Annotated in this window: 14 protein-coding genes; 12 read left to right on the top strand and 2 right to left on the bottom strand. The window is 67.3% G+C overall.

The window, feature by feature from the left end; all coding sequences use genetic code 11:
* Nucleotides 1-442 precede the first annotated feature (442 nt).
* The 6 genes from rsfS to DYI37_RS17480 all read left to right on the top strand — a co-directional run bounded on the left by rsfS (nucleotide 443) and on the right by DYI37_RS17480 (nucleotide 6831).
* Nucleotides 443-853 carry a ribosome silencing factor gene (rsfS, locus tag DYI37_RS17505; RefSeq protein WP_116684576.1) on the top strand — a complete coding sequence of 137 codons (411 nt, stop codon included), beginning with the start codon at nucleotides 443-445 and terminating at the stop codon, nucleotides 851-853.
* 139 nt (nucleotides 854-992) lie between these two features.
* Nucleotides 993-1475, top strand: a complete 483-nt coding sequence (rlmH, locus tag DYI37_RS17500) for a 23S rRNA (pseudouridine(1915)-N(3))-methyltransferase RlmH (RefSeq protein ID WP_116684575.1) — start codon at nucleotides 993-995, stop codon at nucleotides 1473-1475.
* Nucleotides 1476-1738: 263 nt separating this feature from the next.
* Nucleotides 1739-3439 carry a murein hydrolase activator EnvC family protein gene (locus DYI37_RS17495; RefSeq protein WP_116684574.1) on the top strand — a complete coding sequence of 567 codons (1701 nt, stop codon included), beginning with the start codon at nucleotides 1739-1741 and terminating at the stop codon, nucleotides 3437-3439.
* A gap of 21 nt (nucleotides 3440-3460) precedes the next feature.
* Nucleotides 3461-4828, top strand: a complete 1368-nt coding sequence (locus tag DYI37_RS17490) for a S41 family peptidase (RefSeq protein ID WP_116684573.1) — start codon at nucleotides 3461-3463, stop codon at nucleotides 4826-4828.
* Between the two features lie 197 nt (nucleotides 4829-5025).
* Nucleotides 5026-6186, top strand: coding sequence for a divergent polysaccharide deacetylase family protein (locus DYI37_RS17485; RefSeq protein ID WP_116684572.1), 1161 nt, complete (start codon nucleotides 5026-5028; stop codon nucleotides 6184-6186).
* Between the two features lie 126 nt (nucleotides 6187-6312).
* The gene (locus tag DYI37_RS17480; protein WP_116684677.1) at nucleotides 6313-6831 is read left to right on the top strand and encodes an RNA pyrophosphohydrolase; all 519 of its coding nucleotides are present in this window, start codon (nucleotides 6313-6315) and stop codon (nucleotides 6829-6831) included.
* 94 nt (nucleotides 6832-6925) lie between these two features.
* Here DYI37_RS17480 and DYI37_RS17475 read toward each other — a convergent pair whose 3' ends face one another.
* Together DYI37_RS17475 and DYI37_RS17470 are read right to left on the bottom strand one after the other, a co-directional pair.
* On the bottom strand, nucleotides 6926-8080 hold the full coding sequence (locus DYI37_RS17475; protein ID WP_116684571.1) for a M20 family metallopeptidase: 1155 nt from the start codon (nucleotides 8078-8080) through the stop codon (nucleotides 6926-6928).
* Entirely contained in the window at nucleotides 8077-8889 is an 813-nt protein-coding gene (locus tag DYI37_RS17470; protein WP_116684570.1) for an IclR family transcriptional regulator, read from the bottom strand. The genes DYI37_RS17475 and DYI37_RS17470 overlap by 4 nt, the downstream gene beginning before the upstream one ends.
* Nucleotides 8890-8995: 106 nt before the next feature.
* Here DYI37_RS17470 and DYI37_RS17465 point away from each other — a divergent pair, with 106 nt between their 5' ends.
* The 6 genes from DYI37_RS17465 (at nucleotide 8996) to DYI37_RS17440 (ending at nucleotide 15848) form a co-directional block, all read left to right on the top strand.
* A complete protein-coding gene (locus tag DYI37_RS17465; protein ID WP_116684569.1) occupies nucleotides 8996-10519 on the top strand; it encodes an ABC transporter substrate-binding protein in 1524 nt (507 codons plus the stop codon).
* A 173-nt stretch (nucleotides 10520-10692) separates the two neighbouring features.
* Complete coding sequence (locus DYI37_RS17460; protein ID WP_116684568.1) at nucleotides 10693-11610, top strand: ABC transporter permease; 918 nt, start codon at nucleotides 10693-10695, stop codon at nucleotides 11608-11610.
* A 2-nt stretch (nucleotides 11611-11612) separates the two neighbouring features.
* Nucleotides 11613-12506: an ABC transporter permease gene (locus DYI37_RS17455; protein ID WP_116684567.1), complete on the top strand. Its 894-nt coding sequence runs from the start codon at nucleotides 11613-11615 to the stop codon at nucleotides 12504-12506.
* Nucleotides 12503-13471: an ABC transporter ATP-binding protein gene (locus tag DYI37_RS17450; protein WP_116684566.1), complete on the top strand. Its 969-nt coding sequence runs from the start codon at nucleotides 12503-12505 to the stop codon at nucleotides 13469-13471. The genes DYI37_RS17455 and DYI37_RS17450 overlap by 4 nt, the downstream gene beginning before the upstream one ends.
* A complete protein-coding gene (locus tag DYI37_RS17445; protein ID WP_116684565.1) occupies nucleotides 13468-14460 on the top strand; it encodes an ABC transporter ATP-binding protein in 993 nt (330 codons plus the stop codon). Before DYI37_RS17450 ends, DYI37_RS17445 begins: the two co-directional genes overlap by 4 nt.
* Complete coding sequence (locus DYI37_RS17440) at nucleotides 14457-15848, top strand: M20 family metallopeptidase (protein WP_116684564.1); 1392 nt, start codon at nucleotides 14457-14459, stop codon at nucleotides 15846-15848. Before DYI37_RS17445 ends, DYI37_RS17440 begins: the two co-directional genes overlap by 4 nt.
* Nucleotides 15849-16332: the final 484 nt, after the last annotated feature.

The following is a 16332-nucleotide window of genomic DNA, read 5'->3' as shown; positions in this document are numbered from 1 at the left end:
TCCGGTGCGGCCTTCGTTCGGTCCCTGTTCGTCCCGCATCTGTTCGTCCGTCATGACGATCCTCGATGGTCGTTCGCGCTTGCGAGACAACATAGACCCGCCGCCGGCGATGCGCGAGGCGAATTATTCGCCATTCCGCCTCATCGAGGGCATAGGCGCGCCGATGCGGCCGTGCCCGCCGGAAGACGATTTCGCCGCCGGTTCCGCCATAGGTCACCGGATCGCCGCTCCCCTGCGCGTAGGCACCATACCGCACCGAGGACGCGCCCCACGGACAGGGAAATACTCGAAGACTGGCGAAATCGGCCCGCAAACCCCTGGTTTGCGCCGGCTGCGACCGCCGGACGTCTTGAATCCGACACCAAACGCTGCCACTTTCAGAAGAGGCCAAAGGCTTTCGAGCCATCACGGTCTTGAGAAAGGGAAAACGACACTGGGACCCATGACCGAAGCGAAGAGCGGAACCACTCCGACTGCTTCCGAAACGCCTGCCTCCGGAGCATCGGACGGTGTGAGCGTTCTCCAACACGCGCTGCGCAGTCTCGAAGACTCCAAGGCCGAAAACATCGTTTCCATCGACATGCGGGGCAAGTCCGCGCTCGCCGATCACATGCTGATCGTCTCGGGCCGTTCGCACCGTCATGTCAGCGCCGTCTGCGATCATCTCATCAAGGATCTGAAGCAGGCCGGCGTGAAGACCCCGAAGGTCGAAGGTCTTCAGACCGGCGACTGGGTGCTGATCGACACGGGCGACATGATCATCCACGTCTTCCGTCCCGAAGTCCGCGAATTCTACAATCTGGAAAAGATGTGGAGCGTGGGCGGCGATCATCAGGTGGCGACCGTCCACTGAGCCGACCGAGGCCGATGCCGGCAGGATAGATAGGACGGGCCGATGCCGGGCGCCGGCCTGGCGCCGGACGGGTTTTGGCCCGGCACCGGACGAGACTGTCCTGCACGAGCCCTGCCTGAGCCCGCGCACGAGGTGACCCATGCGCCTGTCGATCGCCGCCATCGGCCGGATGAAGCGCGGACCCGAGCAGGATCTCTTCGAGCGCTATGTGGACCGCCTGAAGAAGGCAGGGCCGCAGGTCGGCCTCGAATGGCGCGGCCTGTCCGACTACCCGGAAGCGCGGGACGGCGAGGCCGATCTGCGCAAGCGCGACGAGGCGGCCCGGCTGAAGGGCGCCATCGATCCGTCGGCCGCGACGATCCTCCTCGACGAACGGGGCAAGACCCCCACCTCTCCCGAATTCGCGGCGCTCCTCGGCACCTGGCGCGATGCCGGAACGCGCGATTGCGCCCTCCTGATCGGCGGGCCGGACGGGTTCGACCCCGAAATGCGCAAGTCCGCCGACTATGTCCTCTCCCTCGGCCGGCTGACCTTTCCCCACCAGATCGCCCGGCTACTCCTTGCCGAACAGCTCTACCGCGCGGTCACCATCCTGTCGGGCCACCCCTATCATCGCGAGTGAGCGATCGCGATCGCGATCGGGGGCCTCGTGAAGGAAGGCATTGTGTTCCAGCCGTTTAAGTGGATGACACTCTGGCTCCGCGCGACGTGCCTCGCCTGCAACGGCCGCCGATTTTCGGGCGGCTGGCCCGCTGCCCCATTGCGTCGATCATGGTTGATGCGCTGTTAAGACTTCGTCATTCCAATCGGGATAGAAACGAGGACGACCGGCGATCGACATCGCGATTGCGGGAGCTTGCGTTTCGAGATGGGCATGGGGAGACGATGGCGCTGACGAGGGAACGGAACGAGGCTGGTTGCGGCGCACGCCTGTCCCGCGCTCTGCCCGGCCTACGCATGGGAGCCGCCGCGCTCTGCCTCGGCCTCTCCCTCACGGGCCTTTCGGAGGCGACCGAAGAGCCCTCGCCCGCCCCGTCCGCCGTCACCGGCACGGGTGTCGACGATGCCGTGCGCACCGCCTCGCTCCAGCCGCCCCGCTCGGTTCTCCTGGAACGCCAGCGCGAGCGCACCATCGAGAAGCTCGCGGCGATCTCCTCCAATGCGGGCCTCACGAAGGAGGCGCTCGCCGCCCTCGATGCCGAGATCGAGACCCTTCGCAGCGATCGCGAGACGATCCGCGAGGCCATGGTCGAGGCGGCGCTTCGCCAGAAGGAGACGAGCGCCGCCCTGTCCGCGATCGAGGGCCGCATCGGCGAACTCTCCGCCGAGGAAGGCACTCTCAAGGCGTCCTTCGTGGAGCGGCGCGCGCTTCTCGCCAATGTTCTGGCCGCGCTTCAGCGCATGGGCCGCGAGCCGCCGCCGGCGCTTCTCGTCCGGCCCGAGGACGCGCTCGGCTCGGTCCGAAGCGCCATCCTGCTCGGCTCGGTCGTCCCGAGCCTTCGCGAGGAGACGAGGACGCTGCTCGCCGATATGGAACGGCTGCGCGTGGTCCGCAGCGATCTCGCGGGCCAGATGGAGGATTTCGGCTCCGAGCTCCTCAAGCACCGCAGCGAGGAGGAGCGGCTGAAGCGTCTTTCGGCCCGCAAGGATGTTCTCGAACGGGACAATCTCGCCAAGCGCGAGGAGGCGAGGCTGAGGGCCGAGGCGCTTGCGGGCGATGCCGAGGATCTGAAGGACCTCATCACCGCGCTCGACCGGGACGTGAAGGCGGCTCAGGCGATCGAGGAGGCCGAGCGTGTGGCCGCCGAGGAAGCGCGCGAGGAGACCGCGCGGCTCGAGCGCGAGCGGGCCGAGGCGGAAGCCCAGGCGCAAGTCGAGCGCGAACGGGCCGAGGAACTCGCACGCCTCGCGGCCACTGCCGCCGAGGAAGAGAAGGCACGGCTTGCCGAGGCCGAGGCCGCAGCTGACACGCCCGCCGAAGCCGTCGCCGAGGCAGAAACCGAGACCGAGACTCAGTCCGAGACGGCCGCCGCGCCCGACGCTCCGGCCGAGGTCCAGGTCGCGATGATCGACCCGCAGGCCTCCGGGCCTGCGGCCAACGGTCCCGCCGCCAGCTACGATCTCGAGGCGCTTCGCCGCAGCGTCCGCTTCCTCGAACCCTCCGCCCCATTTTCGACATTGAAGAAGCGTTTGAATCCGCCCGTGGCCGGTCGCCAGACGATCGATTTCGAGGAGCGCGACGATATCGGCCGGGCCTCCACAGGCGTGACCTTCGCCGCCAGGTCCGGCGATGTGGTGACGGCGCCGGCCGATGCCAAAGTCTTGTATTCCGGGCCGTTCCGGTCTTATGGTGAGGTCCTGATCCTGGATGCGGGCGATGGCTACCACATCGTTCTCGCCGGCATGGATCGGATCGACGTCGAAACCGGCCAGTTCGTCTCGGCAGGCGAGCCGATCGCAGCGATGGGCTCGAGGCGCCTTGCCAGCGCCGACGCCGCGGATTTCGGCACGGGGGGCTCGAACCTCTATGTCGAGTTCCGGAAGAATGGAACACCGGTCGATCCATCCGCATGGTGGACGGATTGAGGCCCTTGGGAAGGACGGGGAATGATTCGTAAGCTTTCGATACTCTTCGCAGGAGCGTTGATGGGCGCGGCGGCGGTCACCGTCGTCGGCCAGAATGCGGGCGTGGCGAACGCCGCCGGCTCCGACACCTACCGCCAGCTTGCGATCTTCGGAGACGTCTTCGAACGCGTCCGCGCCCAGTATGTGGACCAGCCGGACGACCAGAAGCTGGTGGAGAGCGCCATCAACGGCATGCTCACCTCGCTCGATCCCCATTCCAGCTACATGAACGCCAAGGAAGCGCAGGACATGCGCTCCCAGACCCGCGGCCAGTTCGGCGGCCTCGGCATCCAGGTCACCATGAAGGACGAAGTGGTCCTCGTCGAAGGCTCGCCCTTCGCCGACTCCCCGGCCGAAAAGGCCGGCATCCTCTCCGGCGACCTCATCGTCGAGATCGACGGCGATCAGGTGCGCGGCCTCACCCTCTCCGAAGCCGTGGAGAAGATGAAGGGCGAGATCGGCAGCGACGTGAAGCTGACGGTCGTGCGCGAAGGCGCCGAGAAGCCGATCCGCATGTCGCTCACCCGCGACCTCATCACCGTCAAGTCGGTGAAGTCCGAGGCGATCGACGATGTCGGCTACATCAAGGTCAACAGCTTCAACGAGCAGACGACCGTCGGCCTCGAAGAGGCGATCGCCGAGATCGACAAGCAGGTGGGCGACAAGCTGAAGGGCTATATCCTCGACCTGCGCTCCAATCCGGGCGGGCTTCTCGACGAGGCCGTCTCGGTCTCCGACGCCTTCCTCCAGCAGGGCGAGATCGTCTCGACCCGCGGCCGCAACGCCGACGAGACCCGCCGCTACAATGCCCGCGAGGGCGACGACATCGACGGCAAGCCGCTGGTGGTGCTCCTCAACGGCGGATCGGCCTCGGCCTCCGAGATCGTGGCCGGCGCGCTGCAGGACCAGCACCGGGCGACCGTGGTCGGCTCGCGCTCCTTCGGCAAGGGCTCCGTCCAGACCATCATCCCGCTCGGCTCTGCCGGCGCGATGCGCCTGACGACGGCGCTCTACTACACGCCCTCGGGCCGCTCTATCCAGGGCCGTGGCATCGATCCCGACATCGTGGTCGAACAGCCCCTGCCGCCGGAGATCCGCGAGCAGATGGGCCTCGAGCCCGAGGACGAGATCGCCCGCGGCGAGTCCTCCCTGCGCGGTCACATCACCGGCAACGAGGAAACCGAGGAAGGCTCGGGCTCCTCGAGCTACGTGCCGAGCGAGCGCGCCGACGATCTGCAGCTGAAATACGCGCTGGATCTCCTCAACGGCGTCGAGGTCAACGCGATGTTCCCGCCCAAGGAGCAGGCGAAGGCCGATACCAGAAGCGAGACGAACAGCGCAGCCAACTGACCGGCTGACCGGCTGACGCCAGACGATCTTCGAACGGCCCGGATCCTGATCCGGGCCGTTTCTCTTTGGGGTCTTCGCGCCTCCGCCGGCTTTCTGCCGCCGCCGCCCGGTCGCCCCTTTCCGGGGGACCGGGCGGACCTGACGCTCCGGCACCGCCGCGAGCCCCGGATCAGGCTCGTCCTCTAGTCTTGCGGGCCATGGACTCCGTATTCTCCCAGCCCCTCACACCCGGAACCCGTTCACGGAACGCGCGCCTCAGGCCGACCCGCGCCGACTGGGCCATCGCGTTCTCGGCCACCGCCCTTGCCGGCCTCTCGCTCTTTCCGGCCTGGATCGACCGCGCGGACCGGCAAGTCGCGGCCGCGGAGACGGAGAACCCGTCCGCCGCCCTCGATCCGCGCCAGACCTCCGGGATCTCCATGATCGGGGGAACGGCGAAGCGGATCGATATCGAGGCCGCTCTTGCGGCCCGCGACGAGCGGGCGGCAGCCGATACCCCTTACGAGCCGGCGAGCTTCAAGGTCTACGAACTCGGCGATGTGCGGCAGGATCTCCAGTCGGCCTACCGGCCGGAGCCCGATCTCCTCGAAGAGAGTGATTTCGGCCTCCTGCCCGCGCGTTCGAGCGATGGCCGCCGTCCCTTCGACGTCTACAAGGCCGCATCCGCCTCCGCGCCCGGCCCGCAGATCGCCATCGTCGTCGGCGGCCTCGGCATCAGCCAGTCGGGCACCCAGACCGCCATCGCCAGTCTTCCCCCGAGCGTGACCCTCGGCTTTGCCGCCAACGGAAACAGCCTCGATCGATGGATGCAGGAGGGCCGGCGATCGGGCCACGAACTCCTCCTTCAGACGCCGATGGAGCCAGTCGGATATCCGTCCGTCGATCCGGGCGAAAACACGGTGACGCGCGAGGAGATGCAGAGCGAGGACTATTCCAGCCTCTATGCCTCGCTCGCGCGCATGACGAATTATGTGGGCGTCATGAACTATCTCGGCGGCGCCCTCACCGCCGATCCGCAGGCGATGCGCCCCTTCCTCGACGAACTCGCCCGGCGCGGGCTGATGTATCTCGACGACGGCACCTCCGCCCGCTCGCGCACCGTCGATGCCGCCGGTCTGTCACTGGCGCCGACCGGCACCGCCGACCTCGTCCTCGACGACGTCCAGGACCCGGCCGCGATCGACGGCCGCCTCGCCGAACTCGAGGAGATCGCGCGCAAGCGCGGCCGCGCGATCGGCGTGGCTTCAGCCTTCGAGATGTCGACGGCGGTGATCTCCCAATGGGTCCGGGCCGCCGAAGGCCGCGGCATCGTCATCGTTCCGGTGTCCGCGCTGGTCACCGACCCCGAACGGGGCTAACGATCCGGCCGGGCGACCGGACGCCCCTCTGGTCCCCTGCCCCTCCCCTTGCACTTCGCACGCCGCGCGCGATGTGACGGTGCGACCCGTTCGACGGGTCGAGCCATGCATCCGAGGACGGACGAGATGAAGCCGATCGAATACGACAACCTGCCGATGCGCCCCTGCGTCGGGATCATGGTGCTCAATCGCGAGGGTCTCGTCTGGGCCGGGCGCCGCCTCGTCGAGGACAAGGGCGAGATGACCGGGGCGACGAAGCTCTGGCAGATGCCCCAGGGCGGGATCGACGAGGGCGAGGAGCCGCTCGCCGCCGCAAGGCGCGAATTGTGGGAGGAGACCGGGATGAAGACGGTCTCGCTCCTTCAAGAGGCTCCCGACTGGATCGACTACGAACTGCCGCCGCAGCTGGTCGGCATCGCCCTGAAGGGCCGGTTTCGCGGCCAGACCCAGCGCTGGTTCGCCTTCCGCTTCGAGGGCGAGGAGAGCGAGATCCAGATCGATCCGCCGCCGGGCGAGGCCCATGCCGAATTCGACGCCTGGGCCTGGAAGCCGATGGAGGAGTTGGCCGATCTCGTCGTCCCTTTCAAGCGCGAGGTCTACGACAAGGTGATCGCGGCCTTCCGCCATCTCGGCCCCACCGGATAGGCCGGCGCACGGACGGGGTCCGCAGACCGGCCTTGCCGGACCGGAGGAGACATCTGCCGCCGCGCGCCATATCGAGCTTCACGCGGCGAAGCGCTCAGGCGAGCGCCTGCATGGCCGCGACGAGAACCTTGGTGCGCTCCAGAAGGCTCTGCACTTCGATATACTCGTCGACGGTATGCGCCTTTCCGCCGACCGGACCCACACCGCAGAGCGTCGGCGTGCCGACGGATGCGGTGAACCCGGAATCGGCGCAGCCGCCGGTGAACTCGGCGCCGATCTCGATGCCTTGCGCCTTCGCCGCATCGAGATAGGCGCGGGCCATCGCCTCGCTCGCCGCATCGGCGACGAGCGGATAGAACTCGCTGCGCTCGCGAAGGCACGCCGAAATGCCCTCGCCCTCGCCCGCCTCCGCGATCTCGGCGATCGCCGCCTTCAACTCGTCACGCTGGCCGTGGGTGACGAAGCGCGTATCGATCTCGGCGACCGCGCTCTCGGCGACGGTGTTGAAGGTCGATCCCCCGTGGACGGTGCCGACATTCACCGTGACGCCCTCCTCGGCCCGCGTGAGCGCCGCCAGCCGGACGATCTTGCGCGCGAGCGCGTGGATCGCGCTGCGCCCTTCCGTGAAGTTGACGCCGGCATGGGCCGCCCTGCCGGTGACGGTGAGATGGTAGGTGACGCCGCCCTTGCGCCCGGAGACGATGTTGCCAGAGGCCCGTGCCGGCTCGGAATTGAAGACCGCGCGGGAGGCACGCGCCGCAGTCTCGATCGCCTCGCGCGAGAAGGGCGAGCCGATCTCCTCGTCGACGGTCGTCAGCATCCGGCAGGAGATCGCGGGGAAATGGCGATGCAGGGCCGCGAGCGCGAAGGCGTTCATGACGAGGCCGGCCTTCATGTCCGCAACGCCCGGCCCGTAAGCCCGTCCGGCCGCCTCGCGGAAGGGACGGCGGGCGGCCTCGCCGGCGGGAAACACCGTGTCGCGGTGGCCGAGGAGAAGAAACGGGGCGCCCTCGCCGGTTTCGGCCGACAGGATCTTCCCGTGCGGGGTGTCGCGCTCTGTGCGCGTCTCGATCCCCTCGGAGGCGAGGAAGGCGGCGATCCGCGCGCCGACCGCATCGACGCCAGCCCGGTCGCGCGAGGGGCTGTCGATGGCGACGAGATCGGCGAGAAGCCCGATCATGGCGGCCTGCCGGCCTTCGAGCCAGGTTTCGGCATCACCGGCGGACGGCGTCGTCACGTGATTGATCATGGTCTTTCCCTTTCGGCAACGGACGAGATCGGACGCTGGCCGTCGGGGATCTCGTAGCGGCTGAGATACTGGGCGGCTTCGCTGGCGAGCGGGGCGTAGCGCCGCTCGAAATCGCCGCGCGGGGAGGCGTCCGCCTGGCCGGAGATGTGGATCGCCGCCACCGGCTGACCGTTCGCATCGCTGACGGCGGTGCCGACGACGAGTTCTCCGACGATCACCTGATCGGCGAGGAACGAGTAGCCGACATGCCTGATCCGGCGCACGTCCTCGAGCACGGCCTCTGCATCGAGATCGGTCATGGGTGTCAGCGGCTTCCATTCGGTTCTCGACAGGATGTCGGCGACCCGGTCGTCGTCGAGGAGGGCCAGCATCGCCCGTCCGCCCGCCGTCGCCTGGATCGGCAGGCGGCGACCGATGGTGGAGACCGCGAGGGCCTGGTGCTCGGCCTGCCGCCGCACCGCATAGACGATCGTCGTGTCGTCGAAGAGCGAAAGCTTGACCTGCTGGGAGGTCTTGCGCCGCAATTCGAGGAGGAGCGGGGAAGCGGCCTCCACGATCGGATGCGTGCGCAGAAAGGCATGCGAGCGGTCGAGGACCCGCGTGCCGAGAGCGTAGCGCCGCGTGCGCGCGTCCTTGGTGAGATAGCCGAGCGATTCCAGGGTGTAACAGAAGCGCTGGGTGGCGCTCTTGTCGAGCCCGGCCCGTTCGGCGACCTCGCTGAGACCCAGATAGAGTTCGTCGCCGCGCCAGGCTTCCAGAACCCGCATCGCCTTTTCCACCGACCGCACGAACAGAGCGTTCCGATCCAACCGGGAGCCTCCTGCCTAAAATTTTCTCTTGCATACAACGTGATCTTGTATTGGAATGAAAATCACAAAATTGCAATGCAATATTTGAACCGCTGGAGACCCGATCATGCGCCTGCACACCGCCGCACTTCTGACCGGCCTCGCGCCGATGCTATTCGCGGGCCATCCGGCCTTCGCCGATCAGGCGAACAACTCCATCCGCTTCGCCTACGATCAGGCCCCCGAGAGCATCGATCCCTATTTCAACAATGTGCGCATCGGGGTCATCATCGGTCAGCACGTCTGGGACACGCTGGTCTATCGCGATCCGAGCTCCAACGAATACAAGGGCCTTCTCGCCGAGAGCTGGGAGCGCATCGACGACCGCACTCTGGAATTCAAGCTGCGCCAGGGCGTCACCTTCCACAACGGCGAGGCCTTCAACGCCGACGACGTCGTCTACACCCTGAACTTCGTCGCCGACCCTGAGAACGGCGTCACGACCCAGCAGAACGTCGCCTGGATCGACCGGGCCGAGAAGGTGGACGACTACACGGTCCGCGTGATCAGCAAGGAGGTCTTCCCGGCGGCGATCGAATATCTCTCCGGCCCGCTCGCGATCCATCCGAACGAATATTACGAAGAGGTCGGCCCGGAGGGCATGGACCGCAATCCGGTCGGAACCGGGCCGTTCAAGGTCGTCTCCAACGAGCCCGGCAAGGCTATCGTCCTTGAAAAGAACGAGGCCTATTTCGAGGGCTCCCCCAAGGAACAGGGCCCGATCGAGACCGTCGACATCCGCATCATTCCGGACCGCCAGACCCAGGTCGCCGAGATGTTGTCCCAGGGCATGGACTTCGTCATGCACGTGCCGAAGGACCAGGCCGAACAGATGGAGCAGGTGCCCTTCCTGCAGGTCGTCTCCGGCGAGACGATGCGCATCGTCTTCATGCAGATGAACACGCTGGAGAACAGCCCCGCCCCGGCCCTGAAGGACGAGCGGGTGCGCAAGGCGATCATGCACGCGATCGACCGCGAGACGATCGCGAGCGAGATCGTCGGCGCCGGCGCGCGCGTCCTCGACGTGATCTGCTTCCCCTCCCAGACCGGCTGCGACGCCTCGGCAGCGCCCACCTACGACTACGATCCGGAAAAGTCGCGGGCGCTGCTCGCCGAGGCCGGCTACGGGGACGGTCTCGCCCTCGACATCGTCGCCTATCGCGAGCGCAACCAGACCGAGGCGATCATCGGCTACCTGAAGGCCGTCGGCATCGATGCGCGCCTCAACTTCCTCCAATACGCGGCCATGCGCGAGCAGATCCGCGCCGGAGAGGCCGAGCTCACCCACCAGACCTGGGGCTCCTTCTCGGTCAACGACGTCTCGGCCTCGACGCCCGTCTACTTTAAGTTCGAGGCGGACGACATCACCCGCAATCCGGAAGTTCGCGACCTTCTCCAGAAGGGCGACACGACGATCGAACCGGAAGCCCGCAACGCGGCCTATCGCGACGCGCTCGCCCTCATTGCCGAGCATGTCTACGGCGTGCCGCTCTGGTCGCTGCCGGTCTACTACGTCGCGACCTCGGATCTCGATTTCACGGCCTATCCGGACGAGATGCCGCGCTTCTGGGAAATGGACTGGAAGGACTGAACGCCGCCCTCCGGCGCGCCCATCCTTCCCCGACCCGCCGCCGAGGCGGGTCGCCATAGAGCATCGGCTAGAAGCCTGAAAACGGTTTCCGGACCCCCGATGCGCCAGCCAGAAACCGGAGCATCGGACCCGATCCCGAAAGCGGGTCCGCTTCTCTAGCGAAAGATCAACCCATGCTGCGGTTTGCGACCCGCCGGCTGGCCCTCGCGCTCCTCGTTGCGCTCACGGTCTCGGCGATCTCGTTCTTCCTCCTGCGCCTGTCGGGAGACATCGCCATTGCGCTCGCCGGCGAAGGCGCGCGCGACATCGACATCGAGGCGATCCGGGCCCAGTACGGGCTCGATCGTCCCCTCCTCTTCCAGTACGGCGAATGGCTGCTCCAGGTGCTCGGGGGCGATCTCGGAACCTCGCTCTTCTTCCGCACCAGCGTCGGCGCGCTCGTTCTCGACAAGCTGCCGGTCACGCTCATCCTCGGCATCTCCTCGCTTCTCTTTGCTCTTCTGATCTCGATCCCCCTCGGTGTCCTCGCCGCGATCTACCGCAACACCTGGATCGACCGGCTGGCGCTCTCGATCGCGGTCGTCGGACAGGCGCTGCCGAACTTCTTCTTCGCCCTGATCCTCGTGATGATCTTCTCGATCGGCCTGCGCTGGCTTCCCGTGTCCGGCTCCGGCTCCTGGCAGAACTTCGTCATGCCGACGATCGCGCTCGGCTACTATGTCGCCCCCGCCTTCATGCGCCTCGTGCGGGCCGGCATGGTGGAGGTGCTGTCGGCCGACTACATCCGCACGGCCCGCGCCAAGGGGCTCTCGCGCCGAAGCGTCATCGTCAAGCATGCGCTTCGAAACGCCGTCGTTCCCGTGGTCTCCCTGTCGGCCGTCCAGCTCGGCTACCTCCTCGGCGGCTCGGTCGTCATCGAGACGATCTTCGCCCTCGACGGCCTCGGTTTCCTCGCCTACGAATCGATCACCCAGAAGGACTTTCCCGTCACCCAGGCCGTGGTGATGCTGCTGTCGGTCTTCTACGTGCTCCTGACCTTCGTCGGCGATCTCGTCAACGCGTGGCTCGATCCGCGCATCCGGGTGGCCTGATCATGACAGAGAGCACTGCCTTCGCTGCCGTCGCGATGCCGAGCGCGGGCGCGCGCCTTCGTCGCCGCGTCTTCGGCCACAAGAGCCTCGTCTTCGGCGCGAGCCTCCTTGCCGTCATCGTCCTCGTCGCGCTTTTGGCGCCGCTGATCGCGCCCTACGACCCCTATGCCCAGAACCTCCTCGCGCGCACCCAGCCGCCGGTCTGGTACGAAGCGGGGACCTGGGCCCATCCCCTCGGCACCGACAATCTCGGCCGCGACTATCTGTCGAGAATGATCTACGGGGCCCGCATCTCGCTCGTGATCGGCTTCTCCGTGATGGTGATCTCCGGCCTGATCGGCACGACCATGGGTCTCCTCGCGGGCTATTTCGGCGGGACGGTCGATCTCGTGGTCACCTTCCTCGTCACGACGCGGCTCGCGATGCCGGTGATCCTCGTCGCCCTCGCGATCGTCGCCATCCTCGGCGGCTCGCTCCTCGTCGTCGTTCTCGTCCTCGGCTTCCTCAAATGGGACCGCTTCGCCGTGGTCATGCGCAGCGCGACCCAGCAGGTCCGCTCCCAGGATTACGTGGCCGCGGCGCAGGCGGCCGGCGCGAGCACGCCGCGCATCCTCTTCGGCGAGGTTCTGCCCAACGTCTTCGCCCAGCTCGTCGTCGTCGCCACCCTAGAGGCTGCGAGCGCCATCCTCCTCGAGGCGGCGCTCTCCTTCCTCGGGCTCGGCGTCCAGCCGCCCTTGCCCTCCTGGGGCCTGATGATCTCGGAGGCGAAAGCCTACATGTTCTTCTCGTTCTGGCTGATCGCCATTCCCGGCACGGCCCTCGCCCTCCTCATCCTCGCGATCAACCTCGCCGGCGACGGCCTGAGGGACATCGTCGCGCCGGAGGGCCGGGAATGAGCGGCGGGGCAATCCTCGACGTGCGGCATCTGAAGGTCGATCTGGCGACCGAACGCGGCACCCTTCACGCCGTGCGCGACATCTCGTTTTCGGTGGAGCCCGGCCGCACCCTCTGCATCGTCGGTGAGAGCGGATGCGGCAAGTCCATGACCTCGCTCGCGATCATGGACCTCCTGCCGAAATCGGCGAGGCGCACGGCCGAGACGCTGTCCTTCCGCGGGGAGGACATCGGCTCGCCCAAGGTGATGGGACGCCTTCGCGGCGACCGGATCGCCATGATCTTCCAGGAGCCGATGACGGCCCTCAACCCGGCCTATACGATCGGCGACCAGCTCTGCGAGGCCTATCGACATCACCGGAAGGCCTCCGCCCGGGAGGCCCGCGAAAAGGCCATCGCCCTTCTCGAACGCGTCGGCATCGCCTCGGCGGGGGACCGTCTCGGCCAGTTTCCGCACCAGCTCTCCGGCGGCCTGCGCCAGAGGGTGATGATCGCGATGGCGCTGATGTGCGGGCCGAGCCTTCTCATCGCGGACGAGCCGACGACCGCGCTCGACGTGACGATCCAGGCGCAGATCCTGCGTCTTCTCGCCGAACTCCAGGAGGAGCTCGGCATCGCCCTCGTCCTCATCACCCATGATCTCGGCATCGTCGCCCGCATCGCCGACGACGTCGCCGTCATGTATGCCGGCCAGATCGTCGAGCAGGGCAAGGCCGGGGACATCTTCGGCGATCCGCATCACCCCTATACCAGGGGCCTGATCGACTGCATCCCGCAGCCGGGCAAGACCCGGCCGGGCGAGCGTCTCGGCACGATCGCCAACACGGTTCCCTCGCTCGTCGGCGAGATGCGGGGCTGTGCATTCCGCGATCGCTGCCCCCATGCGCGGCCCGTCTGTGCCGAGGACGTGCCCGAGCGCCGGGCGGGCGATCATATGTGGCGCTGCGTTTTGGAGGCCCTGCCATGACGGCTGTTCTCGAAGCCAACGATGTCTCCCGCCTCTTCGAGGTCCGGCGCGGCATGTTCCGCAAGAAGCGCACGCTCCACGCGGTGAACGGCATCGATCTGGCGATCCAGGCGGGCGAGGTTCTCGGCATCGTCGGCGAGAGCGGCTGCGGAAAGTCGACGCTCGCCAAGATCCTTCTCGGCCTTCTGCCGCCCAGCGAGGGCCGTGTGCGCTATGGCGGGCGCGACCTCACCGAGCTCGATCGCTTCGCTGTCGCAAAGCTCGTCCAGCCGGTCTTCCAGGACCCGTATTCCTCGCTCAATCCGCGCCGGCGCATCGCCGCGATCGTCGGCTTTCCGCTCGACGTCCACGGGATCGGCACGAAGGCGGAGCGCCGCCGCATGGTCTCCGCGATCATGGAGCGGGTCGGGCTGCCCTCCCATTTCGCCGAGCGCTATCCGAACGAGTTGTCCGGGGGACAGAGGCAGCGCGTGGCGATCGCCCGCGCTCTCGTGATGAATCCGAAGATCGTCGTCTGCGACGAGCCGACATCGGCCCTCGACGTCTCGGTGCAGTCGCAGATCCTCAATCTCCTCCTCGAGCTGCGCAAGGATCTCGACGTCACCCTCGTCTTCATCAGCCACGATCTCGGCGTCGTCGAGCACATCGCGACCCGCGTCGCGGTGATGTATCTCGGTCGCATCGTGGAGCTCGCCCCGACGCACGAGCTCTTCGCCGATCCGAAGCATCCCTATACCCGCGCGCTTCTCTCCTCGATCCTCACGCCCGAACCCGGCCTCGGCATTCCCGAGACCGGGCTCGGCGAGGCCTATCCCGATCCCCTGAACCCGCCGTCCGGCTGCCGCTTCCATCCGCGCTGCCGGCAGCGCTTCGCGCCTTGCGACACGCAGGCCCCGCGCCCGCTGCTCGCCTCCGGGCACATGACGGAATGCCACCTCCACGACCCGCAGATCGACGGTTCACTTCCCCAGAAGGACGCATATCCATGAGCCGAGAGACGGCGATCGCCCGCGCCAGCGCGCATTTCGACGACGGAGACTTCGCCCGCACGCTGTCGCGCCGGGTCGCGATGCCGACGGAGAGCCAGAACCCCGAACGCGGCGAGGATCTGTCGCGCTACCTCACCGAGGAAATCGGCCCCGAACTCGACGCGCTCGGCTTCACCTGCCGCATCGTCGAGCATCCGCGCGCCAAGGGGCCGTTCCTGCTGGCCGAACGCGTGGAGGACGACGCCCTGCCGACCGTTCTCGGCTACGGCCATGGCGACGTCATTCGCGGTCTCGACGAGCGCTGGACCAAGGGCGAGGGCCCCTGGCGCATGGCCGATGAGGGGGATCGCTTCTACGGCCGCGGCGTCGTCGACAACAAGGGCCAGCACGCCATCAATCTCGCCGGCATGCGGGCGGTGCTGGAGACCCGTGGCCATCTCGGCTTCAACGCCAAATATCTGATCGAGATGGGCGAGGAGTGCGGCTCGCCGGGCCTGCGCGAAATCTGCCAGGAGAATGCCGAGGCCCTGTCGGCCGATCTCCTGATCGCGTCGGACGGCCCGCGCCTGACGCTCGAGCGTCCGACCGTCTTTCTCGGCTCGCGCGGCGGCGTCACCTTCGACCTCACCCTGGAGCCGCGCGAGGGCGCCCATCACTCGGGAAATTGGGGCGGTCTCCTTTCCAATCCCGCGATCCGGCTGTCCCACGCGATCGCGAGCCTCGTCGGCCCGACGGGACAGATCCGCGTGCCCGGTCTCGTCCCCACCCATCTGCCGGAGCCGGTGCGCGAGGCGCTGCGCGATTGCGAGGTCGGCGGTGCGGACGGGCCTGAGGTCGAGCCCTGGTGGGGAGAGCCGGGCCTCAGCCCCTCCGAGCGGGTCTTCGGCTGGTGCTCGCTCGAAGTGCTCGCCTTCGAGGCCGGAACGCCTGCGACGCCCGTAAACGCCATTCCCGGCCGTGCCTGGGCGCGCATGCAGCTGCGCTTCGTCGTCGGCGTCGACCATGAACGGGTCATCGAGGCCGTGGGCGAGCACCTCGCCCGCCAGGGACTTGCCGATGTGGAGGTCTCCGCCTCGCGCGACGAGATCTTCAAGGCGACGCGCCTCGATCCGGCCGATCCCTGGGTCGGATGGGCGCTCCATTCGATCGAGGCGACCACGGGCAAGCGCCCGGCGCTCCTGCCCAATCTGGGCGGTTCGCTGCCCAACGACGCCTTCAGCGAGATCCTCGGCCTGCGCACCATCTGGGTGCCCCATTCCTATCCGGGCTGCTCCCAGCACGCTCCCGACGAGCATCTTCCCAAATCGATCGCCCGCGAGGGCCTGCAGATCATGGCCGGTCTCTACTGGGACCTCGGAGACGCCGCGGGACGTCCGTCGCATGATTGATGAAACAGGCGCCGGCAGGCTCTGGCCGGCGCCCCGATCTACGGGCCGGCTCCCTCGCCGGCTGGAGCATCACGCGGAACCGTCGAATGACGCGTCCGGAATGGTCTGCGGCGAACCGATGGCTCGGAGCGAAACCGCGAGCCCCCGCTCATCGTATTCCGCTCCGATGCCGATCCCGGCAAACGAAAAGATGCACCCTCCCGAGGATCGCCGCGTATGGTTCGCGGACGGCGCAGGCGCATCTGACCAAGCGATGGGATGAACGCTAGAATCGCCGCGTCCGGCTCCCATCGCGGTACATCTAGCCTTTTGGCAAGAGATGCCTCTGCCACCTTCCCCCACCCCTGCCCTCATCCCCGCCTCCGCATTGATTCTGGTCTTGCTCGAGGTTTTCGTCCGACTGTTTTCACGGATTTGAAGCGTGGTTTTGGTTTGGCTTCGGTTGGAGATTTCATTCTTAGCCGCGGGGGCTTTTTGGCGGGCG

This window comes from Fulvimarina endophytica (genome assembly GCF_003403015.1).
Taxonomy (GTDB): Bacteria; Pseudomonadota; Alphaproteobacteria; order Rhizobiales; family Rhizobiaceae; genus Fulvimarina; species Fulvimarina endophytica.
Note: the sequence above shows the minus strand (reverse complement) of the source record. Positions and strands in the feature narration are given on the sequence as shown.

Bases quoted from the DNA above. Each gene is read 5' to 3' on its own strand.
- rsfS (WP_116684576.1), top strand. From the start codon at position 443: ATGACCGAAGCGAAGAGCGGAACCACTCCGACTGCTTCCGAAACGCCT.
- rlmH (WP_116684575.1), top strand. From the start codon at position 993: ATGCGCCTGTCGATCGCCGCCATCGGCCGGATGAAGCGCGGACCCGAG.
- DYI37_RS17495 (WP_116684574.1), top strand. From the start codon at position 1,739: ATGGCGCTGACGAGGGAACGGAACGAGGCTGGTTGCGGCGCACGCCTG.
- DYI37_RS17490 (WP_116684573.1), top strand. From the start codon at position 3,461: ATGATTCGTAAGCTTTCGATACTCTTCGCAGGAGCGTTGATGGGCGCG.
- DYI37_RS17485 (WP_116684572.1), top strand. From the start codon at position 5,026: ATGGACTCCGTATTCTCCCAGCCCCTCACACCCGGAACCCGTTCACGG.
- DYI37_RS17480 (WP_116684677.1), top strand. From the start codon at position 6,313: ATGAAGCCGATCGAATACGACAACCTGCCGATGCGCCCCTGCGTCGGG.
- DYI37_RS17475 (WP_116684571.1), bottom strand. From the start codon at position 8,080: ATGATCAATCACGTGACGACGCCGTCCGCCGGTGATGCCGAAACCTGG.
- DYI37_RS17465 (WP_116684569.1), top strand. From the start codon at position 8,996: ATGCGCCTGCACACCGCCGCACTTCTGACCGGCCTCGCGCCGATGCTA.
- DYI37_RS17460 (WP_116684568.1), top strand. From the start codon at position 10,693: ATGCTGCGGTTTGCGACCCGCCGGCTGGCCCTCGCGCTCCTCGTTGCG.
- DYI37_RS17455 (WP_116684567.1), top strand. From the start codon at position 11,613: ATGACAGAGAGCACTGCCTTCGCTGCCGTCGCGATGCCGAGCGCGGGC.
- DYI37_RS17450 (WP_116684566.1), top strand. From the start codon at position 12,503: ATGAGCGGCGGGGCAATCCTCGACGTGCGGCATCTGAAGGTCGATCTG.
- DYI37_RS17445 (WP_116684565.1), top strand. From the start codon at position 13,468: ATGACGGCTGTTCTCGAAGCCAACGATGTCTCCCGCCTCTTCGAGGTC.
- DYI37_RS17440 (WP_116684564.1), top strand. From the start codon at position 14,457: ATGAGCCGAGAGACGGCGATCGCCCGCGCCAGCGCGCATTTCGACGAC.